Here is a 19,753-nt window from a genome sequence, read left to right on the forward strand (position 1 = left end):
TGAAGCCATGCGCTTTTCCGATCTGACTCAACGTATCTCCGGTGACGGCGCCGCCGCGTGGGACATCCACTACCGCGCCCTGGCACTGCGCGAGCAGGGTGAAGACATTCTGCTGTTGTCCGTGGGCGATCCGGATTTCGACACGCCACAGCCTATCGTGCAGGGCGCCATCGACAGCCTGCTGAGCGGCAACACTCACTATGCCGAGGTGCGCGGCAAGCGTGCCCTGCGTGAAGCCATCGCCAGGCGTCATCAGCAGCGCAGCGGCCAATCCGTTTCGGCGGATCAAGTCACCGTGCTGGCCGGGGCGCAATGTGCGCTGTTCAGCGTGGCCCAATGCGTGCTCAATCCGGGTGACGAAGTGATCGTCGCCGAACCGATGTACGTCACCTATGAAGCGGTGTTCGGTGCTTGTGGTGCCGTGGTGGTGCCGGTGCCTGTGCGCTCGGAAAACGGCTTCCGTGTGCTGCCCGAAGACGTTGCCGCGCGCATCACCCCGCGCACCCGGGCGCTGGCACTGAACAGCCCTCACAACCCGTCGGGCGCGAGTCTGCCGCGCAGCACCTGGACTGCCTTGGCTGAACTGTGCATCGCCCACGACCTTTGGCTGATTTCCGATGAGGTCTACAGCGAATTGCTGTTCGAAGGCGAGCACGTCAGCCCGGCGAGCCTGCCGGGCATGGCCGAGCGCACCGCGACCCTCAACAGCCTGTCGAAATCCCACGCCATGACCGGCTGGCGCGTCGGCTGGGTGGTGGCGCCGCCATCCTTGGCCGCGCACCTGGAAAACCTCGCGTTGTGCATGCTCTACGGCTCGCCGGATTTCATTCAGGACGCTGCCGTGGTCGCCCTGGAAAGCAACCTGCCGGAACTCGAAGCCATGCGCGAAGCCTATCGCCAGCGTCGCGATCTGGTGTGCGACAGCCTGGCCGATTGCCCCGGCGTGCGGGCGTTGAAACCTGATGGCGGGATGTTCGTGATGCTCGATATCCGCCGGACCGGGCTCAGCGCCCAGGCGTTTGCCGACCGGTTGCTGGATCGCCACGGCGTGTCGGTCCTGGCGGGCGAGGCCTTTGGTCCGAGCGCGGCGGGGCATATTCGCGTCGGTCTGGTGGTCGGCGCCGAACCGCTGCGCGATGCCTGCCAGCGCATTGCTCGTTGTGCTCAAGAATTGATGGAGGCCCAGGTTCATGCTTAATCACAAGACACTGTTTATTGATGGTCGCTGGCAAACTCCGTCGGGGCAGGGCATCGCCGAGGTGATCAACCCGGCCACCGAAGAAGTCTGCGGCAGCGTTCCGCTGGGTGATGAACTCGATGTCGAAAACGTCGTGGCGGCTGCACGCAGGGCCTTCTCTTCATGGTCGCGCACACCGTCCAGCGTGCGTGCCGGCTACATCCGCGCACTGGCCGATCAACTGCGCAATCGTGCCGATGAAATGGCCGCGGTCATCACCACGGAACTGGGCATGCCGGTGCAATGGTGCCGCTCGGTGCAGGTCGATGGGCCGATCACTGGCCTTGAGCAGTACGTCGAACTGGCTCATCTCATGGACGAGGTGCGCGAAGTCGGCAACTCGCTGGTGATCCGCGAGGCCGTGGGTGTCTGCGCGTTCATCAACCCGTGGAATTACCCGCTGCACCAGCTGATCGGCAAACTCGCTCCAGCACTGGCCGCCGGTTGCACGGTGGTGGTCAAGCCGAGTCAGGAAACCCCGCTGCATGCCTTCCTGCTGGCGCAAATGATCGAGGACATCGGTCTGCCGGCCGGGGTGTTCAACCTGGTCAGCGGGCCGGGTTCGAAAGTCGGTGAAGCTCTCGCTAAACACCCGGACGTGGACATGGTGTCGTTCACCGGCTCCACCGGCGCCGGCGTTCGCGTCACGCAGGCGGCGGCGCCATCGGTCAAGCGCGTGTGCCTGGAACTGGGCGGCAAGTCACCGTTGCTGATCGCCGAGGATGCCGACCTGGCCGCAGCCGTGCGCTACGGCGTGCAGGACGTGATGATCAACTCCGGCCAGACCTGCACCGCGCTGACCCGCATGCTGCTGCCGGCCAGCCGCTACGCCGAGGCCGTGGAACTGGCTCTGGCGGAAACCCTGAGCCTGCGCATGGGCGATCCCCTCGACCCGCAAAGCTTCCTCGGTCCGATGTGTTCGGCCGGGCAAAAACGCACCGTGCTCGACTACATCAAGGTCGGTCAACAGGAAGGCGCACGACTGCTATGCGGCGGTGACACGCCGTCGACTTTCGAACGCGGCTTCTATGTCAGCCCGACGCTGTTCGCCGATGTCGACAACCGCATGCGCATCGCCCAGGAAGAAATCTTCGGCCCGGTGCTGTGCCTGATTCCCTATGCCGATGAGGCGCAAGCGATCCAGATCGCCAACGACTCGCCGTTCGGCCTGTCCAGCGGCGTCTGGGCCGGCAGTGCCGAGCGTGCCTTGCACCTGGGGCGGCAGATGCGCGCCGGTCAGTGCTTTCTCAATGGCGCGGCGTTCAATTATCAGGCGCCGTTCGGTGGCTACAAACAATCGGGTAACGGTCGCGAATGGGGTGAGGAGGGACTGAACGAGTTCGTCGAAGTGAAGGCGATCCAGGTGTGACGGTTGGCGACTCAAACTGTATATCACCCACGATTTTGCTACTCCACACCTTCAACCGATACGCTGGAACAAGTCTAAGGAACCACCATGAAAGTACTGATCGTCCACGCTCACCCGGAGCCGCAATCCTTCACCGCCGCCCTGCGTGACCAGGCTGTCGCCACCCTCGAAGCCCAGGGCCATGAAGTGCAGGTCAGCGACCTGTACAAAATGAACTGGAACCCGGTGGCCAGCGACGCGGACTTCTCCAATAGGGAAGACCCCGAGTACCTGGTCTATGCCCTGGAACAACGCCTGGGCGTGAAGAGCCAGTCGCTGGCACCGGACATCCAGGCGGAACTGGACAAACTGCTGTGGGCCGACCTGCTGATCCTCAACTTCCCGATCTTCTGGTTCTCCGCCCCGGCCATGCTCAAGGGCTGGATCGACCGGGTGCTGGTGTCCGGCATTTGCTATGGCGGCAAGCGCTTCTATGATCAGGGTGGTCTGGCCGGGAAGAAGGCGCTGGTGACCGTGACCCTCGGCGGTCGTGAACACATGTTTGGCGACGGTGCGATTCATGGGCCATTGGAGGACATGCTGCGGCCGATCCTGCGTGGCACGTTGGCCTATGTCGGGTTCGATGTGCTGGAACCCTTCGTGGCTTGGCATGTGCCGTACATCAGTGAAGAGGCGCGCCAGCAATTTCTGGTTGATTACAGCCAGCGTTTGCAGCACTTGAGCGACGACCAACCACTGGTATTTCCGAAGCTGTCGCAGTTTGATGAGCAGCTGTATCCACTGACCACCAATGCCTGACTAACACCACATACCCTGTAGGAGCGAGCCTGCTCGCGATGGTGGCTCAGCCAACATGGATGTTGAAGCTGATACCCTCATCGCGAGCAGGCTCGCTCCTACAGTTCTTTGTATTGGCTGTCCTATTGGTGTGTGTTTAAGGGGCTGTTTAGCGGCTGTCAGCGTTACTTCCCGCAAGCTACGACGGCTTGCGTCATTGCCTACAGCTACGCCAGAATCCGCCGGCTTGTGCGTCTTGGGGGTGGGATTTATCGTTGGCCGGTCGCTGCAAAACAGCAGCGATCGGGTTTGGTAGCCCGTCTCGAACAAGCGTAGCGCCGCCTTATTCAGTCGCTTTCATTGGACTTTATTTATGGTGGCCATGCGCAGGGCTCCTTCGGGAGCGCCGGGTTCTTGTGCGACCGGTCTACCAACCTTCGTATGGCCACCACCCTTCGTTTGGTAGCGATGGTGATGGCTCCTTTGTTCTTCGCATAAGGAGTTTCACTATGTTCAAAGTCACACCCAACCCGCCGGACACCGATCCCACTTCCCCGTACGAAAGCCTCGACTCCCAAAAGCTCCACGAAGCCGCCGAGCGCGCCCTCGATCATTACCTCAACCCCGGTCCCGGCATCATGGCCACGCCGCGTAAACCCAGTTCCATGTTCATCGTCAATCCCGAACTCAATGTCGAGACCTTACTGGTGCATGCCTGTGAATCGCTGGCGTCGGCCCATGTCATGGCCAACGATCTGGTGGATCATCTGCAAGGCACCAGTCGCAATGCGCTACTGGGCATTGCGCAAGTGATCATGCTCGGCGAACTGGCGGTGAACCGGGCGCTGGATCAGCTTGATCCGCCTGAGTAACCGCATATCCGCAGATCACCAGTAAGCCTGTAGGAGCGAGCCTGCTCGCGAAGGCGCCAGTACTCCCGACATAGATGCTGGCTGGTCGACCGCCTTCGCGAGCAGGCTCGCTCCCACACAACACCCACCGCTTGTTCGGAAGTCCTTCTCGGCGGGACCGTTGAACTACACTTTTCAGTTGTTCCACCCGATCAGCAGGGCGACGCATGACGTCGCTTGCCATCCGCCAGTCGCCCCAAGGCTTGCCCGTTGTGGCAAGCCTGTCGGAGGTCATCATGAATAGGTTTTCACCGGTCAGCCTGTGCATCGCATTGTCGGTTTTGAGTAGCCCGGGATGGGCACAATCGGTAGTGCCGATGAAAGGGCAAAGTTCGCAACAAACCCAGGCCGACATCAACGAATGCAACAGCATTGCCAACAGTCAGGCCTCATCGACGTCTTCGCAGCCATCCGGCGGGCGGGTCAAAGGGGCGGCGGTGGGGGCTGCAGCCGGCGCCGTGGCGTCTGGTGTGCGCAGTAATCAGCACGATGCGTATGATGATCGTGTCGACAGTGACGTGAAACAGAACGTCCGCCAGGACCGCGCCAAGGAAACCGCCGCGGCCGGTATGGTTGTCGGTGGTTCGCGCCAGCGTCAGGAGCGCCGGGCGGACGAGAAAACCACCCAGGCGAATACCGCTTCGGCCTACAGCAGTTGTTTGCAGGGCAAGGGTTATCAGGTCAATCCTTGAGTCAGGTACGAAACACACTGTGGGAGCGAGCTTGCTCGCGATGGCGTCGGCACATTCGACATCCCGGTGCCTGACCCACAGCTATCGCGAGCAAGCTCGCTCCCGCAGGGATCTTCAGTGTTTTCGGGATCGAGCCAGGAACGCACTTTCTGCTGCTTGAGCCACTTTCATGGGCGGGTGTCGGGGCATTGTTTCAAGGGAAAAGACCCATGGGGAAACTGCCTGTAGCTCAAATCTGACAACCGTTCATCGGTGAACTACGCTGCGGTACGTACCCTCGATTTGAATTTTGTGAAGTAAGGATCCGACACATGCGGAGCAGGCTGCTCGCTGTAATGTTTACTGTTTTCGGGATGTTTTGGTCGGTGCAGCTGTGGGCCGAAGACGCGCCGAAAGTGGTTGATGCTCCCGTTGAATTGAAAGTGGCCAACCGCAGCATCATGGTGTTTCGCGCGACCATCCTCGGTGAGGCCCCGGCCTCCCGGGTCAAACGGGCGAAAGCGGTGATCGGTGAAGAGCTGGACGACGCCGACGACCTCAATGTCACCATCGACCCGATCATGAAAAGCTACATGGTGCTGCTGGGTAGCCGGCGCGCTTTTATCGTTTCGCCCAAGGATTTCGACGAGACCGAGTACGACACGGTACAGCAGGCCGCCGAAGCCGCGGCCGACCGGCTGCGCCAGGTTGTGGCCGAAACCCGGGAGGCCCGTAGCCTGCAGTTGATCCTACGCTCCGTAGTCGCCGCGTTGATCGCCACCGGCATTTACATCGCGCTGCTGTTCGGCATGTCGTACCTGCGGCGCAGAGTGCTGAAGAAACTGCCCGAGCTGATGCATCGGCACACCCAGGCCCTGAAAGTCGGACGGGTGCCGCTGGTCGACGCCAATTACCTGTATCCGCTGGCCAGCCGCCTGCTGGAACTGGTGCGCTGGATCGTCGTGTTGCTGCTGACGTACGAATGGCTGGGCTTCGTCCTGTCGCGCTTTCCCTATACCCGTCCCTGGGGCGAGAGCCTCAACAACTATCTGCTGGAGCTCGGCGACTATCTGCTGCAAGGCATCGTCGGTGCCATACCCGGGCTGGGCGTGGCGCTGGCGATCTTCTTCATCGCCCGCGGCGCAACCGCGTTCATGCGGCGGATACTGCGGCGCATGACGGCACCGGGAACCCTCAGCTGGCTCAACCATGAAACTCTGCAACCGACCCAGCGCCTGACGTCCCTGGCGATCTGGCTGTTTGCCCTGGCCATGGCCTATCCGTACCTGCCGGGCGCCGGCACCGATGCCTTCAAAGGCTTGTCGGTGTTGATCGGCCTGATGATTTCCCTGGGCGCCACCAGCGTGGTGGGCCAGGCGGCGGCGGGGTTGATCCTGACCTACACCCGAACCCTGCGCCCCGGCGAATTTGTGCGCATCGGCGACTACGAAGGCACGGTGACCGAACTGGGCATGTTCACCACCAGCATTCGCACCGGCCTGGGCGAGGTGCTGACCCTGCCCAACTCGATGATCACCGGCACCGTCACCAAGAACTACTCGCGGGTGGTACAAGGCCCCGGCTACGTGGTCGACACCATCGTGACCATCGGCTACGACACGCCGTGGCGGCAGGTGGAGGCGATGTTGCTGGAGGCCGCGAAACGCACGCCGGGGATTCTCGAAGTACCGCCGGCCCAGGTGTTCCAGACGGCATTGTCGGACTTCTACCCGGAATACCGGCTGGTGGCCCAGGCCATTCCCAGTCAGCCTCGGCCGCGCGCCGTGCTGCTGAGCATGCTGCACGCTAACATCCAGGATGTGTTCAACGAGTACGGCGTGCAGATCATGTCGCCGCACTACCTGGGCGATCCGCAACAAGAGAAATGGGTGCCCAGGGACAAGTGGTACCCGGCCCCGGCACAAGAACCGAAGGAATCCTGATTTCGCCTGAAAGGGAGTTCGCACCATGCTTGAGTTCATTCTCCACGCCCTGCGGACCGACCCGGAAATCGCGGTGTTCCTGGCCATTGCCCTGGGCGTGTTCATCGGGAGCATCCACATCGGCAGTTTTCACCTCGGTTCCGTGGCCGGTGCGCTGCTGATGGGGCTGCTGATCGGCCAGATCGGGCTGGAAGTGCCGACCGGATTGAAGTCGGTGTTTTTCGTGATGTTCATCTACGCGGTCGGCTTCAAGAGCGGGCCGGAGTTTTTCGGCAGCCTCAATCGCGGGACGCTGAAACTGGTGGTGTTGAGCGTGGTGCTGTGCGGGACGGCGCTGGCGGCAATCCTGCTGATGAATGCGGTGTTCGATTTCGACGCCGGTTTCACCGCCGGGCTCGGCGCCGGCGCACTGACCGATACGGCGATCATGGGTACCGCCACCAGCGCCATCAATCAACTGTCGATCGACACCGCGGCCAGGGCCCAACTCAACAGCCACATGGCGATTGCCTACGCGATCACGTACCTGTTCGGCACCATCGGCCTGATCGTCTTCGTCGGCAGCATTGCTCCGAAGCTGCTGGGTGTGGACCTCAAGGCGTCGGCACGGGAGCTGGAACTGGAGCTGGGTATCGCCAAGGAAGAAGACGCGATCACCGTGCCTTACACCCGCATTGTCGTGCGTGCCCATCAGGTGGCCGCCAACGGTTCGGCGAATGGGCAGCGCATTGCCGATGTGGAGAAACAGTACGAGTCGCTGACTGTCGAGCGCGTGGTGCGTGCAGGCAAAGTCTTCGAGCGTGACGAGGCTTTCACGCTGATGGCCGGGGATATCGTCGGGGTCTACGCCTTGCGCGAAGCCGTGGGCACGCTCACCCAGTGGATCGGGCCGGAAATCGACCATGCCGAATCCTTGTCTTTCCCCACCCGCGAGGTGGACATTGTCGTGACTTCGCCTGAGTTCGCCGGCAAGACAATCCATCAGGCAAAAAGCCGCCTGGAAAGCGCCAGGCGTCTGGGCTGCTTCATCAATACCATCACCCGCCAGGGCTACGAGTTGCCCTTGCTGCCCAACACCGTGCTGCGTCGAGGCGACGTGATCACCCTGACCGGCCGCACCGCCAGTGTCGAGGCGGTGGCCAAGCGGTTAGGGCGGATTCGCGAGAACAACTACAAGAGTGACATCGCCGTGCACACCCTTGGCATGGTGCTGGGCTCGTTGCTGGGGCTGTTGTCGACCCATGTCGGGATGATCCCCGTGGAGCTGGGCATCGGTGGCGGGGTGTTGGTCGCCGCGCTGGTGATCGGCTGGTACAACTCGCGCCACCCGGAAATCGGCGCGTTGCCGCCCGCCGCGCAATGGGCGTTTTCCGAATTCGGCTTGACCGCGTTCGGCGCGGTGGTCGGCCTGCTGGCGGGCCCGGCAGCATTTGCCGCGATGAAGGAACAAGGCCTGGCATTGCTGCTGTCCGGCGCCGTGGTCACCATAGTGCCGCCGTTGGTGGCGCTGTACTTCGGCCGCTATGTGCTGCGCCTGCACCCGATGATCCTGTTCGGCGCCCTGGCCGGTGCGCAGACCGAAGCCGCGTCGATGAACAAGATCATCGAACAGTCCGGCAGCAACACCCCGGTGATTGGTTTTACCGTGTGTTATGCGATTTCCAATGTATTGCTGGCGGTATGTGGGCCGATCATTGTGTTTGTGGTGGCGGGGTAGCGATTTTGCAACCGTAGTGACTGTTGTGGCGAGGGAGGGCGTATTGCGGGAGGGGAGGCTTACTTGAGTACCGGTTATCGGGCCCGGTTCCAGGGCGGGGGGATGTTGCGCAAAGTGCGTTGAGCGACCGGCAAGGCCGCTCAGTTGTAGCGGTGTCAGAAAAGCATGTAGGCGGATGCGGTCGTCTGGTTCAGGTCGATCTCTCCGACCTCCAGGACTTCGTATTCAGCGCGCAGGCCGATGTTACGAAAGACATCGACCTCCAGGCCGACACCGTAGGTCAGATCAACCCCGGTATCGTCGTCGGTGGCATTGCCGTCGGCGTCCCAGGCGTGAGCACCGACACTGCCGAACACCCGCATCCGATCACCCAGCGGAAAGCCGACATGGGCGGCAGCCTGAGCCGATTTGCCTTCGAAATCGACATTCTTGTCCTTGAATTGACCGAGATCGACGTAGGCGCCCTCGAAGGCCAGGTAGCTATTGACGCGATACCCGGCATAAACCTTGTAGCTGGTGTCGTCGTCGTCCAGTCTGGATTCGTCGGTCTGTATGCTGCTTACGCCCGCTCCAAGGTATAAACCTTTGTCATCAGCGAGCGCCTGAAAAGACAGCAGCGATAGCAGTGAAGCGAAGCCAAGGTTTCGAAGTAGCATGTGTGGTGGAGTCCTTGTACAGGGTTGTCTGGTGTTAGGGTTCGGCGAGCATTTGAGGGGCCATCAGGGGTTAATAGAAGTCATTGATTGATATTTTGGGGTCGTAGGGCGGGATGTTTGCCGGGCATTGAAAGTAGCGTCTTGCCAACGCCTGGATTGGCAGCGCTTTGGAGAACAACCAGCCTTGCGCCAGTAGAACCCCCTCCGAAACCAGATGCGGCAGTTGCTCCTGAGTCTCTACACCTTCGGCTACGACCTTGAGTCTCAGCGACTTGGCCAGATGGGCAATGTGGCGCCACAGGGCATCCTTGGCCGCGATCTTGTCGTCTGCGATGAACGAGCGATCTATTTTCAGAATGTCGAAAGGCACCGAATCCAGAAGCGAGAGGTTGGAATAGCCGATACCGAAGTCGTCCACGGCAATGCGATGTCCACACGCACGAAGCCGTCGCAATTGCATGGCGGCAGGCTTCTGATCGAGCAAGGTCCTTTCGGTGATTTCAAACGTCATGGCGGACGCGGGCATGTTGTAGGTTGCGAGCACGCTGGCCACATAGTCGGGGAAGCTCGGGTCCTGAATATCCTGGGCGCAAAGATTGACCGTAATGTAAAAGTCCTTGCAGGCCCAAAGGTAGGTGCTGTAATCCTCGGCCACTTGTCGAATCACCGAACGCGTAAGTTTGCGGATCAGGTCAGACTTCTCCGCCACCGCAATGAAAACATCCGCAGGCACTTGGGTGCCGTTGTCGTTCCAGTGGGAAAGTGATTCGGCGCCCACCAGATAGCCCGTCTTCAAGTTGACGATTGGCTGGTAGTGAACACCCAGCGTGTTGGCTTTCAGGGCATTGCGAAGCCGTACGGCGGTCGAGGTGTAATGCCGTTGGGCACACCTTGCGAGCAAGAGCAGCGCTACGAACACGCACGCAAGACCAATGAATAATTTGAATTTGAGGACCGTCAGGTAGCTCAGCGGAAGAGAAATGACAGCGATCAGTTCATTTCGGTTGCCCGCAAAGGCGATGAGGACCTTGTCTGCCGAGGTAACCAGTTCTTCCAGGTGGAATGGCTTCTGCACCGTCAGCGGCCTGGGGCCCGTAGAGGCAATGGGCACTGCACCGCCGGGGCCTATGAGGTCCAGTTGCAGGTCCTCGGGAAACTTCAAATTGTCGAGCAGGATCTTCTTGTTTGCCCAGACGTAGGTTGACTGTTCCGACACAATGATAAAGTCGGTGTCCGCAGAATCCGTGTGAGCAGAGTCCACCCAGTAGGTTCGCTTTCCAACGGAGAACTTGCGTTTCTCGCTACCGGCCAGTATCGACGGGAGTTCTTGTCCGTAGGAGGAACAGATCTTGCCATTGGGCAACTGGATTGCCGCTTGATCAACAAATCGCAGGTTTTTGACCAGGTCAGCCAGTTGCGAGTATTGCTCGGCGGAGCATTCCTGACCCGAGCGATCAAGATCGTCGAGGGTTTCCAGTACTTTGTCGATCTGCGCATTGGGCTCCACTTGAGCAGCACGTAGATCGGCATAAACGTTATTCAACTTCCGTGAAATGAATTGTTCCGCGAGCCCTCCAGCACAGAACCATGCGGCCCAGCCTGCTGCAGCAATCAGACAGACAGTGACTGCGTGCCTTCCAAGTAACGCTTTATATGCGGCAACCATCGAAAAACCCCGAGGTATCATTATTTCACTGTGCATCCTGTAGTCGCGGATTAAACGACTTCAGTACCAGTCAATGACCCAGGCCAATAAGATGCCACCTGCATAGACGGTAATGCACAGTGCGATTTTCTGCTTGAGTGGCAGCGTGTTTATTCGATGTTGCATGCTTATCTCCTTGAATAGGCAAATAAGCAATTCTGGATACCTGCGGTTAATCAAGGAAAATCATTAATCATCATTTGCGGAGCATTTGATAAATGCCTGTTAACGATAATTTCTAACCCCGGCGACCTGATTGTAAACGGGTGAGGTCGTGTTCCTGGGCCTGGCGGTGTTGCGCCTGGCCGTTTCCGACGGCGTCTCTCCGTAAGCGATCTGATACGCCTTGGAAAACCGGCCAAGATGGTGAAAGTTCCAGAACATCGCGGTTTCTGTCACGGTGGGCCAGGTTTTATTGATCAGGTCGCGACGGGCACTGGCGAGTCTCAAGTTTCTGATGTATGCGATTGGCGACATCCCGAACGTTTCAATGAAGCCAAAATGCAGAGTGCGTGTGGTGGTTTCAAGTTGCCTTACGAGCGACTTTATAGTGAGCGTTTTTTTTGTGTTTTCATGAATGTACTGTATGGCTTCTATCGCCACCTTTCTTCTTGTCGGGACTTTGCGCCTGACACCGCCTGCGGGTGTCAACGATTGCAATAGTGAAGCAAGCACCGCACTTCCAATCGCAGAGCATTGTGCTTCATCGCGTTCTGCTGAAGCCGTGTCGTTGATATCGACACAGCAAGCACTGATGGCTTGAATGGCCGATTGAATGAATTGAAAGTTTTCAGCCTGATAGCTGTGGTTTGTCCGGTTTGCAAGGATATCTATGACAGAGTGATCTTGGCGGCATCGGTCATAGTGCCCCAGTGTCGTGGTGATGGTGAAAAGTGTTTCATTCGGTTCGCAGGTGTAATGCACTGATTCATCGCTGTGCAATACGATGACTTCGTCAGGCCGTAGTTTGTGATCGTTTACGACGGGGCGACCAATCGGGGCCTGGGAGATGGCGAATGTCACGAATCCGGCAGGAACAGAACTGACCAGGGTCACGGATGAGTCGAACTCAAGGCGACTGCACTGCAGTTCGGGGCTGTGAAAGAGTTTGTGTTGCCGAATGCGCGCCTCATGCTCAATCGGGATAAGGCTCATTTCCCAATTGCCTATTGTTCTATTCAGTTGGCTCGGCAAGGCAGAAGACAAATGAAATATCTCGTCGGGCGGTGCGATACTCATGAATTTTAAGGCTCATCTGTTAAATGATTAGGGTCAAGCCTGACGGGCAGTCATGGAGAAGATACGCGATTGGGCGTTCTTTCTGTCGGTAAGTTCGACCCCGTTTCCATCGGCTTTGATCGGGTTGTCAGAGTCCCCGGATCAGTTCCAGCTCCGCCGAAAATGCGTACTTGCAGTCCAACGGTGAGTCGTCCATGTGTTGAACGTTGCGCGGATCGATTTTCGAACTGAAGATCTGCGATTGGGGTTTCATCGGGTCAATGGCTGCAACGGTAAAGGAGTAAAAGTCGTCAATACGATAACCGGTTTTTACCTGATAGCCAGTTTTCACGGTACTTGGGGCCTTCTTGTTGGTTTCGACACTCGTCAATTTGGCACTGTAGACGCCCTTGTCGTCGGCCATGGCCTTGAGGGAAAGCAATAAACCAAACGATACGGTGACGAAATTTTTCAGTAGCATCGAGGCGATTCCTTATTAACAGTTGATTCAGGCAGAGCAGAATGTCAGCTGCATCTCTGCCACGACTTGGGCTGCAAATAATCTCACTTCGATGGTGCCTGCCAAAGTCAATAACTCATATTTGCCAGGTCGCCGGAAGAGGTCAGTCACTGCTTGCCCCTGCGAATACAACGCTGCTCAGAGTAGTATGAGCCTGTTGGCGTAGCTCATGCCGGCATCACTTTGTGGCGGGGCAGGGAGAGCAGAATCACTGTTCTGTTCGTCCGTTTGATACTCATTATCACTGTGGATTTTCAGATGCGACAGTTTCTGGCTGTCATCCGGGCTTGTTTCAATTTCATAATATTCAATGGTCGTGCTTTCGACGGAACGCTCGTCGTGTGCCAACGAATAAAGTGGCATGGCAGACAGAAAAAAGACCGCCAGGAATCCGAAAGTCGTCGATTTGCGGGTACGCAGGAAATGCATGGTTTTCACTTGATTCTCCTGTATAGGGCATTGTCCCGGGCGAGAGTCAAGCAGGCTCGATTCCAAGGATTATCGGCGAGGGATTTTTGGCAGGAGAGACGTTTGATTCAAATCAATAAGTATTATTTTTGTTTGAAGAATCTTTGATGAGAACCTGTGCCAGGCGGGTGTCGAGTCGGTTCGGGAGGCCAATTAATGGTTCATGCAGCGCAAGCGGCCAAGTTCATGGATGTAAAAACACACGGCGCTTTTATCCTGGGTCGGGATCAATTCGTAGTTTAGAATGGCGCCTTCCTGCAAGACGTATTGACGCCTGAAGAACAGGTCGGGGGTCTTTTCAATGGCAAAAAGTTCATTGTCCTGGCTGAGTTTGATATTGCTGACTTTGATCTCGACGTGTGTATTGCTTTCTCCGATTATATTGGCCGAGATGGTCGCATTGCGGATTTTTCCATTCAGGCTTTCCAGCGTGGTTCCAGTGAGCCGGCCATGCCCGATAGTGAGGTACTCTTCGGTGTTGAGTTGGTTGAGATCCTCCAGCCATTGTCGGGATTTTGTCTGGTAGCTGATATTTTCCATGTAGTGCGAAGGAGAGTAGACAAGAAAAAAAATGCAGATCGCATTGATCAAGCCTATAAGAGGCCAGTGAACGGCTTGCGGAAATTCAAACTTCATAAGGTGACTTCCAAACATTGACGAATCATCAAGGCGAGGTCTCTTTCACTGCTGTTCAATTGCAGATTTGCAGTGCTTTGATCCTGGCGGATGCACGAAACGGAATAATTGGCTTTATACAGGTTGATCCAGACCTGGCCCTTCAGGTTTGGCGGTAGCTGTTCAGTTTGTTTGACCGACAGATCCATCAGCGTTTGAGCCTCGGCAAGATCGCTGCCCACGGCGTGTATGACCAGTCCATTCTTGTCGATACTGGAAATTTCAATTTTTGGCGCGTCGAAGTCGAATTGAAAAATAGTAAAGGCAACGACTGCCAACGTAACGACATAAGCGATCAGTTGGGCCTTTGTAATGCGGGTGGATTTACTGATTTTACCTGAAGGTGCCAGTATTTCATCACCACCCGGTGGCGGTAGTTGCTCAGTGATGGGCGCGGGTGGCTGCGCTGTTTCCGCTCCGGGTGCTGGTACATCTGCTTGTGCATCGACGACACACTGCCGGTTGAAGCAATATCCTCGTCGAGGAACAGTCATCAAGATCTCGTGATCCCGACTGTCATTGAGAATATTGCGTAGTGAGAAAACCGTTTGGTTCAAACTGCCGGAGGCAACCACGCGGTCATTCCAGGTGTAGTCGATGATTTCATCGCGGCTTTTGGTGACACCTGGCTCCATGAGCAGCAGGTCCAACAGACGCGACTCAGCTCTACCTAGCGTGGAATTCTGTACATCTCCATGGGGTGTTGTAATGGAAAGCATGGCGTTGTCGGGGTCGAATACCGCCACGGCGCCATTTTTCAACTTGAAGGTGTAGCTCATAGAAATCTTCCGTTCAGGCGGTGCTGGCCTGAGTATAGGGGCCGGATTTGGCTCGGTACATTCTGGTCTGGGAAGTGAACGAAGATGAGGGCCAGGCGGAAGGAGCACTGTGTGTTGCATTTACAATGCTGGAATGTCTCGTTTCAGAGGCGTGCGGTTCGGCAAACAGCCCTGCCTGTCAGAGGTATCAGTTCAATCATACAAAGGAAAAGCATTGCTGGTTGACCCATGGTTTTCGATTTGGACACCGCGAATAATGCTTGGAATGGATTAACTGCGCTATCCGAAAACTGCAAGCTGGGGCAGGTGGGTTTGCGCGCAGCCACGCCTGAATGAACTAACTTGGCTGTTTCGACAGGCTTCAATTGCAGCCTGAACTATCAGGATACAAATAAATGATTGTGTTTTTGTGTGCGTGGCTTGTTAAGGATTATTTTTGATTCTTATTAGCTTTGAACCAGGGACGTTACCGATTTAAATGGATCTCGAGGAGCGTTGACGCACATCGCGGTCTTGGTTTGTTTGTCGCGGCGTAAACGATCCTCACCTCTCGTTCTACGGCTTTGCCCCGGGTCCTTTCATAAAGGGCCCGGGGTTTTTTTTTAAGAAGGCGCAGGCGGCCAGAAACCAGGAAGAGAGCATGACTACAGGGAGACAAACGCTTCACGCCATTGTCGTCGCCGATCAAGGCAAGACATCGTAGCCACGTTGTTGCAGGCAGCTGCTGTAGACGGAGTTGTTGGCGGTAACGCTTTGTTCGCTCTCACTCAGATTCTGCCGGCGCTCCTGGCGTTGCCTGGAGCCCCCCACGACGGCGCCGGCAACTGCGGCACTGTGTGCCCGGTTCTGGCGATAGTCTTGCTTGGTATCGTCGTCGATCTGGTCATAGAGGTTTTCATGTTGACGACCGCGAACTTCTGCCGCCGTCGCACCGGCTACCGCTGCGGTTGCGGCGCCCTTGACCCGGCCACCGGAGGGCACGGTGCTTTGCACCGGATGTTGCGCGTTGGCCTGGGACTGGCAGGCACTGGTGTCCTGCTGGATGGTCTGGGAGGTCTGACCTTTGAGGGGAATCACTGTCGCCGCCAGGGCGCTGGTGCTCAGCAACAGCATCAGGATCGCCAGGGTATGGGCCGGTATTTTCATCATGAGTCTCGCGTCAGGCGTTGGCACGGCTAACGGTTTGTCAGAGGGAAAACGCGGCGGGGTATCACATTGAAACCCCATGCCGGTCTGCTTGCGATGGGGTCTGCCTGAGCGTCAACGCTTGAGGAGGAGGGCCTGCATATCGTCTGTCATGCCTTTGAGTGCAACCTTGAAGTCATTGGCAACAATCGGCTGCTCGGCATTCTTGACGGTCTCGCCGAATACCTTGCGCACGATCTTCGCGACCGGCATACCGGTTTTGGCGTCGATCAGGTTGGCTTCGATGTACATCTCGGCGGTCTGGTCCCGATGTCCGGTGGCTGCTTGTGTCGCCCCGACAATGGCGCCGATCGGAACAGCCTCATACCAGTGCATGCCTTCATTATTGGCGCTGACGTGAGTGATCGCCGCTTGCAGGATCAGCGACCGCGAATCGGTCGGCGCCAGCTGCGGATAAGGGACGATCGTATAGCGGCGGGCAAAGGCGAGCTTGACGCTGTCGCTGGCCATCAATTGCAGGTCTTGCAGGGTCTTCAGGCTGACGCGCGCGGTCGGCTGCGGCGATGGGTACAGTTCCATCTGCCTGAACACCACAGTGGAGTACGCACGAGGATCGAACCCGGGCGATACCCAGCGCAATACTTTCTGCTCACTCGGCGTAGTTTGCTCCTCCAGGCCCTGGTAATTGCCCAGGAAGCCCGAGTATTGCTCTTGCTGCGCGACTTTCGAGACACAGCCGACCTGAAATACACAGCTCAAAGCAATACCCGCAATCCATTTGTTCGACATGCCCATGTGTTTGGTTCTCAAGTGATAAAAGTTGTCATTCGTGTTCCGGCCTGGCCCCGGGCATTGGTCCGGGTGCCTTGTATTCAGGCACTGATACTCGCCGGTCGGTTACGCAAAGCAGGTGCTTGCACGCCGGTCAATGCGGGCCGAATGCTGCCCGTAGCGGCGGGATAATCCGAATCAATAACTCTCAAAAACTGTTAAACACGGAGCCGGGAAAAATTGCACATCGATCACAGTCGCCTACGCTAACCCTTTGCAACGCCGGTTTTGGCGTCTACAGGTGAGTGAGATGGATTTGAAAGAAGGATGGATGTGTACCGCGTCGACACTCGTCGTTGCGTTGGGCTTCATCCCGATGGCTCAGGCCGAAGATTCGGCAGAGTTGGCCAAGAAAGCCCTTAACCCGGTCGCCGCGATGTACAGCCTGCCGGTGCAGTACAACTGGGACCAGAAGATGGGGCTGACCGGGGAGGGCATGCACAGCGTCACCAATATCCAGCCTGTGCTGCCGTTTGCCTTGAACGAAGACTGGAACCTCATTTCCCGGACCATTCTGCCGATCATCGACCAGCACGGCCTGGCCCCCAATGGCGCGGCGGACAAATCCGGCAGCGGCGATATCACCCAGAGTTTTTTCTTTTCACCAACCAAGCCCACGGAAAGTGGCTGGATACTCGGTGGTGGCCCGGCGTTATTGATACCGACCGGCAGTGATGAATTGCTCGGCAGCGAGCAATGGGGCCTCGGCCCGACGGCGGTGGCGTTGAAGCAGTCCAATGGCTGGACCCGAGGCATTCTGGCCAACCATATCTGGGGCCTGGACGACAGCCCGCCGGACAACAAGGAAAAGGTCAACCAGACCTTCCTGCAACCCTTCCTCTCGTACACCACCCATACGCTCACAACCTACGGGGTGAACACCGAGTCGACCTACAATTGGCAATCGCGCGAATGGTCGGTACCGGTCAACCTCACAGTCACCCAACTGTTGAAGATCGGCGGTCAACCATTGACGGTGCAGGCCGGCCCGCGCTACTGGCTCGACAGCCCGGAAGACGGCCCGCAAGGCTGGGGCTTTCGCGCCGCCGTGACGCTCCTGTTTCCACGCTGATACGCCGTTTCGGACGGCCTGGAGGAGACACCCCATGGACCGATTCACCGGCGGTTGTTTGTGCGGCAAGGTGCGCCTTGTTGCGTCGGGGCGTCCGTTCCGGGTTGGCGTTTGTCACTGTCTCGACTGCCGCAAGCATCATGGGGCGCTGTTCCACGCGTCCGCGATATTTCATCAGGATGCTGTGACGATCGAGGGCGAAACCCGTGACTACGCCGGGTGGCATTTCTGTCCGCAGTGCGGTTCGTCGGTGTTCTCGCGCAGCGCAGACGAAATCGAAGTGAACCTGGGATCCCTGGATGCCCCTGACCAGTTGACGCCAACCTACGAGAGCTGGACTGTACGGCGCGAGGCTTGGTTGCCGGCGTTTGCGCTCACTCGACATTACGAACGCGATCGAGACAGTACGGGGCGTTTTGAGGACTAGCGGGCAGATACTCATATTCCATAACAAGCGGCTATGACAATGAGCGCAAGAAAACACACCAGTTGAACGCTGAAGAAGGTAAACCGAACCGCCACGAACGCATTGGTTTGCTCATGGGATACGTGAACCAGTGACTGGCACACGCGAGCGATCAGGACGAGCGTGGACAAGTAGTTCACTGCTGAGCCATTGACATCAAGGGCTGTAATCACGAATACGATGACGCCAAAGACAGGCAGGTTTTCCACACAGTTGGCGTGTGCCCTGGTCCCGCGCCGATACCAATCCTCGCCTTCGAGCCGATCGCTGCGGAAAGAGGCGATCGGAACACTGGAGAACAGGATCCCGACCCAGCGATAGACCCCGACGGTTGCCATCAACAGCAGCAAGGTCCAGGTCGCAAACCCGAGCAGCATCCACATCGGTATCGTCATGGCCGCCATCCTCAATCAATCATTATCAGCACGTCATCCCGCAGCGCGACCGACTCGCAGTCGGTCGCACGCTGTCGGTCAATTGCTCATGATGGGTGCCAGTGCAGTCTGAATCCGGGACATCTGTGCGGGCGTTGTCATCTGCGTCAGCAGTCGGCCGAAGTGTGGATGCCGTACGCCCGAGATAATGTATTGCCAGCGGTAGGCGCTCAGCACGCAGGCTTTGATTTGCGCCGTCTCATCGACACTGAACGATCGTGAAACATTGCTGATGAAATAGTCGGCATCGGTTGCCGATTGTGCCTGCAGGATTGCGTCCACGGCCGCCACCAGCGCAATCAGATCAGTCACTGCCAGGTCGCGCTCGGCGGGCGAGAGTTTCGCGTGTTCGTCCCGCCACTCCAGTTCATCGAGTACGACGTGGCGGCTTTCATCCTTCCAGTGGAATTTGAAGACATCCTTGAACAGCGGGCACAACTCCTCGCGCGGGGCGATGCTTTGCACGTAGTGCGCCTGAACGAACAGCTCGATATGACAGGTCAGCGCCAGCACCGACCAGGTGCTGGCCGCCAGTACCGCGCGCGCCACCTCGTTTGGATCGGCAACCTGACGATATCCTGCTGGCAAATGCGAACTCATCATCGTCTCCATGCGCCGGAACAGTTCCTGATGCTTGATCTCGTCGTTGGAAAAACGCACCAGCGCTTCAAGCGCCAGTTGATTGTCAAATACATGGGCCCGACCCTGATCGATCATCTTGGCACTGATGAAGCGCTCGACCAGGCCAAAGATGTACGCATAGGTCCGGCCCTGAATCTGGCCGAGCAGGCGCGCCTCGGCCCCATCGAGAAAGGTCAGGCGGTCGACCTGCGACAGACCGTCGGGGAGGAATTTGCGCGAGAAGTCGAAGCTCCGGTCCTGGAGCAGATCGCGATCGATCTGCCATTCGGACTTTTTCGAAGACCTGACAATTTGCGCATAACGGGCGGTGGTGCCTGACGCTGAGCCGGCTAGGGTAACGACGCTGTTCATATGGATCTCCTGCTGCCCTGGTTGAGTTGGAATGGGGCAATTTCGGGTGACGTCGGAGCCAATGACCTCAGGTGAAACCTCTGGGGACAATCTCGATCGCTGAGTCCGCGTTGGTGCTAATCTAGGCGTCGCAGTTCAGGCGGTGAATGACCGGTGCGCCTGAAT

Annotated in this window: 20 protein-coding genes; 9 read left to right on the forward strand and 11 right to left on the reverse strand. The window is 57.8% G+C overall.

Features of this window, described 5'->3' with window-relative positions; translation table 11 throughout:
• The first annotated feature begins 7 nt into the window (after positions 1 to 7).
• The 7 genes from KGB07_RS26230 (at position 8) to aspT (ending at position 8,625) form a co-directional block, all read left to right on the forward strand.
• A complete protein-coding gene (locus KGB07_RS26230; RefSeq protein ID WP_223467012.1) occupies positions 8 to 1,198 on the forward strand; it encodes a pyridoxal phosphate-dependent aminotransferase in 1,191 nt (396 codons plus the stop codon).
• On the forward strand, positions 1,191 to 2,606 hold the full coding sequence (locus KGB07_RS26235) for an aldehyde dehydrogenase family protein (RefSeq protein WP_223467013.1): 1,416 nt from the start codon (positions 1,191 to 1,193) through the stop codon (positions 2,604 to 2,606). Before KGB07_RS26230 ends, KGB07_RS26235 begins: the two co-directional genes overlap by 8 nt.
• Before the next feature lie 87 nt (positions 2,607 to 2,693).
• Complete coding sequence (locus KGB07_RS26240; RefSeq protein ID WP_223467014.1) at positions 2,694 to 3,404, forward strand: NAD(P)H-dependent oxidoreductase; 711 nt, start codon at positions 2,694 to 2,696, stop codon at positions 3,402 to 3,404.
• A 488-nt stretch (positions 3,405 to 3,892) separates the two neighbouring features.
• The gene (locus KGB07_RS26245) at positions 3,893 to 4,255 is read left to right on the forward strand and encodes a DUF6124 family protein (RefSeq protein ID WP_223467015.1); all 363 of its coding nucleotides are present in this window, start codon (positions 3,893 to 3,895) and stop codon (positions 4,253 to 4,255) included.
• Between the two features lie 275 nt (positions 4,256 to 4,530).
• Entirely contained in the window at positions 4,531 to 4,986 is a 456-nt protein-coding gene (locus KGB07_RS26250) for a YMGG-like glycine zipper-containing protein (protein WP_223467016.1), read from the forward strand.
• Positions 4,987 to 5,297: 311 nt separating this feature from the next.
• A complete protein-coding gene (locus tag KGB07_RS26255; protein ID WP_223467018.1) occupies positions 5,298 to 6,908 on the forward strand; it encodes a mechanosensitive ion channel family protein in 1,611 nt (536 codons plus the stop codon).
• A 25-nt stretch (positions 6,909 to 6,933) separates the two neighbouring features.
• Complete coding sequence (gene aspT, locus KGB07_RS26260; protein WP_223467020.1) at positions 6,934 to 8,625, forward strand: aspartate-alanine antiporter; 1,692 nt, start codon at positions 6,934 to 6,936, stop codon at positions 8,623 to 8,625.
• 155 nt (positions 8,626 to 8,780) lie between these two features.
• Here aspT and KGB07_RS26265 read toward each other — a convergent pair whose 3' ends face one another.
• The 9 genes from KGB07_RS26265 to KGB07_RS26305 form a co-directional block, all read right to left on the reverse strand.
• Positions 8,781 to 9,281, reverse strand: coding sequence for an outer membrane beta-barrel protein (locus tag KGB07_RS26265; RefSeq protein WP_046037049.1), 501 nt, complete (start codon positions 9,279 to 9,281; stop codon positions 8,781 to 8,783).
• Positions 9,282 to 9,351: 70 nt separating this feature from the next.
• A complete protein-coding gene (locus tag KGB07_RS26270) occupies positions 9,352 to 10,947 on the reverse strand; it encodes an EAL domain-containing protein (RefSeq protein ID WP_223467022.1) in 1,596 nt (531 codons plus the stop codon).
• 264 nt (positions 10,948 to 11,211) lie between these two features.
• The gene (locus KGB07_RS26275; RefSeq protein ID WP_223467024.1) at positions 11,212 to 12,225 is read right to left on the reverse strand and encodes a helix-turn-helix domain-containing protein; all 1,014 of its coding nucleotides are present in this window, start codon (positions 12,223 to 12,225) and stop codon (positions 11,212 to 11,214) included.
• Between the two features lie 127 nt (positions 12,226 to 12,352).
• The gene (locus KGB07_RS26280; protein WP_046037046.1) at positions 12,353 to 12,685 is read right to left on the reverse strand and encodes a hypothetical protein; all 333 of its coding nucleotides are present in this window, start codon (positions 12,683 to 12,685) and stop codon (positions 12,353 to 12,355) included.
• A gap of 177 nt (positions 12,686 to 12,862) precedes the next feature.
• Positions 12,863 to 13,153 (reverse strand): hypothetical protein, encoded by a 291-nt coding sequence (locus KGB07_RS26285; protein WP_046037418.1) that lies wholly within the window; start codon positions 13,151 to 13,153, stop codon positions 12,863 to 12,865.
• 192 nt (positions 13,154 to 13,345) lie between these two features.
• Entirely contained in the window at positions 13,346 to 13,828 is a 483-nt protein-coding gene (locus KGB07_RS26290; protein ID WP_046037045.1) for a hypothetical protein, read from the reverse strand.
• Positions 13,825 to 14,646 carry a transcriptional regulator gene (locus tag KGB07_RS26295; protein WP_046037044.1) on the reverse strand — a complete coding sequence of 274 codons (822 nt, stop codon included), beginning with the start codon at positions 14,644 to 14,646 and terminating at the stop codon, positions 13,825 to 13,827. The genes KGB07_RS26290 and KGB07_RS26295 overlap by 4 nt, the downstream gene beginning before the upstream one ends.
• A gap of 684 nt (positions 14,647 to 15,330) precedes the next feature.
• The gene (locus KGB07_RS26300; protein WP_080925220.1) at positions 15,331 to 15,792 is read right to left on the reverse strand and encodes a YMGG-like glycine zipper-containing protein; all 462 of its coding nucleotides are present in this window, start codon (positions 15,790 to 15,792) and stop codon (positions 15,331 to 15,333) included.
• Between the two features lie 114 nt (positions 15,793 to 15,906).
• Positions 15,907 to 16,587, reverse strand: a complete 681-nt coding sequence (locus tag KGB07_RS26305; RefSeq protein WP_046037042.1) for a DUF3313 domain-containing protein — start codon at positions 16,585 to 16,587, stop codon at positions 15,907 to 15,909.
• A gap of 286 nt (positions 16,588 to 16,873) precedes the next feature.
• Here KGB07_RS26305 and KGB07_RS26310 point away from each other — a divergent pair, with 286 nt between their 5' ends.
• Entirely contained in the window at positions 16,874 to 17,695 is an 822-nt protein-coding gene (locus KGB07_RS26310; protein WP_223467025.1) for a transporter, read from the forward strand.
• A 34-nt stretch (positions 17,696 to 17,729) separates the two neighbouring features.
• Positions 17,730 to 18,122 (forward strand): GFA family protein, encoded by a 393-nt coding sequence (locus KGB07_RS26315; RefSeq protein ID WP_223467026.1) that lies wholly within the window; start codon positions 17,730 to 17,732, stop codon positions 18,120 to 18,122.
• Between the two features lie 11 nt (positions 18,123 to 18,133).
• On the opposite strand, the gene KGB07_RS26320 is transcribed toward KGB07_RS26315, so the two are convergent.
• Both KGB07_RS26320 and KGB07_RS26325 read right to left on the reverse strand, forming a co-directional pair.
• Complete coding sequence (locus KGB07_RS26320) at positions 18,134 to 18,556, reverse strand: MAPEG family protein (protein ID WP_223467028.1); 423 nt, start codon at positions 18,554 to 18,556, stop codon at positions 18,134 to 18,136.
• Between the two features lie 78 nt (positions 18,557 to 18,634).
• Positions 18,635 to 19,588: a diiron oxygenase gene (locus tag KGB07_RS26325; RefSeq protein ID WP_223467030.1), complete on the reverse strand. Its 954-nt coding sequence runs from the start codon at positions 19,586 to 19,588 to the stop codon at positions 18,635 to 18,637.
• Positions 19,589 to 19,753 lie beyond the last annotated feature (165 nt).

Source organism: Pseudomonas sp. GL-RE-26 (assembly GCF_019956275.1).
In the GTDB taxonomy this organism is placed as follows: Bacteria; Pseudomonadota; Gammaproteobacteria; order Pseudomonadales; family Pseudomonadaceae; genus Aquipseudomonas; species Aquipseudomonas grandcourensis.

What these genes read in the sequence shown, in the direction of transcription:
- KGB07_RS26270 (WP_223467022.1), bottom strand. Translation starts at nt 10,947, where the DNA reads ATGGTTGCCGCATATAAAGCGTTACTTGGAAGGCACGCAGTCACTGTC.
- KGB07_RS26325 (WP_223467030.1), bottom strand. Translation starts at nt 19,588, where the DNA reads ATGAACAGCGTCGTTACCCTAGCCGGCTCAGCGTCAGGCACCACCGCC.
- KGB07_RS26255 (WP_223467018.1), top strand. Translation starts at nt 5,298, where the DNA reads ATGCGGAGCAGGCTGCTCGCTGTAATGTTTACTGTTTTCGGGATGTTT.
- KGB07_RS26320 (WP_223467028.1), bottom strand. Translation starts at nt 18,556, where the DNA reads ATGACGATACCGATGTGGATGCTGCTCGGGTTTGCGACCTGGACCTTG.
- KGB07_RS26275 (WP_223467024.1), bottom strand. Translation starts at nt 12,225, where the DNA reads ATGAGTATCGCACCGCCCGACGAGATATTTCATTTGTCTTCTGCCTTG.
- KGB07_RS26295 (WP_046037044.1), bottom strand. Translation starts at nt 14,646, where the DNA reads ATGAGCTACACCTTCAAGTTGAAAAATGGCGCCGTGGCGGTATTCGAC.
- KGB07_RS26230 (WP_223467012.1), top strand. Translation starts at nt 8, where the DNA reads ATGCGCTTTTCCGATCTGACTCAACGTATCTCCGGTGACGGCGCCGCC.
- KGB07_RS26235 (WP_223467013.1), top strand. Translation starts at nt 1,191, where the DNA reads ATGCTTAATCACAAGACACTGTTTATTGATGGTCGCTGGCAAACTCCG.
- KGB07_RS26290 (WP_046037045.1), bottom strand. Translation starts at nt 13,828, where the DNA reads ATGAAGTTTGAATTTCCGCAAGCCGTTCACTGGCCTCTTATAGGCTTG.
- KGB07_RS26250 (WP_223467016.1), top strand. Translation starts at nt 4,531, where the DNA reads ATGAATAGGTTTTCACCGGTCAGCCTGTGCATCGCATTGTCGGTTTTG.
- KGB07_RS26245 (WP_223467015.1), top strand. Translation starts at nt 3,893, where the DNA reads ATGTTCAAAGTCACACCCAACCCGCCGGACACCGATCCCACTTCCCCG.
- KGB07_RS26305 (WP_046037042.1), bottom strand. Translation starts at nt 16,587, where the DNA reads ATGGGCATGTCGAACAAATGGATTGCGGGTATTGCTTTGAGCTGTGTA.
- KGB07_RS26285 (WP_046037418.1), bottom strand. Translation starts at nt 13,153, where the DNA reads ATGCATTTCCTGCGTACCCGCAAATCGACGACTTTCGGATTCCTGGCG.
- KGB07_RS26265 (WP_046037049.1), bottom strand. Translation starts at nt 9,281, where the DNA reads ATGCTACTTCGAAACCTTGGCTTCGCTTCACTGCTATCGCTGCTGTCT.
- KGB07_RS26315 (WP_223467026.1), top strand. Translation starts at nt 17,730, where the DNA reads ATGGACCGATTCACCGGCGGTTGTTTGTGCGGCAAGGTGCGCCTTGTT.
- KGB07_RS26310 (WP_223467025.1), top strand. Translation starts at nt 16,874, where the DNA reads ATGGATTTGAAAGAAGGATGGATGTGTACCGCGTCGACACTCGTCGTT.
- KGB07_RS26300 (WP_080925220.1), bottom strand. Translation starts at nt 15,792, where the DNA reads ATGAAAATACCGGCCCATACCCTGGCGATCCTGATGCTGTTGCTGAGC.
- KGB07_RS26240 (WP_223467014.1), top strand. Translation starts at nt 2,694, where the DNA reads ATGAAAGTACTGATCGTCCACGCTCACCCGGAGCCGCAATCCTTCACC.
- aspT (WP_223467020.1), top strand. Translation starts at nt 6,934, where the DNA reads ATGCTTGAGTTCATTCTCCACGCCCTGCGGACCGACCCGGAAATCGCG.
- KGB07_RS26280 (WP_046037046.1), bottom strand. Translation starts at nt 12,685, where the DNA reads ATGCTACTGAAAAATTTCGTCACCGTATCGTTTGGTTTATTGCTTTCC.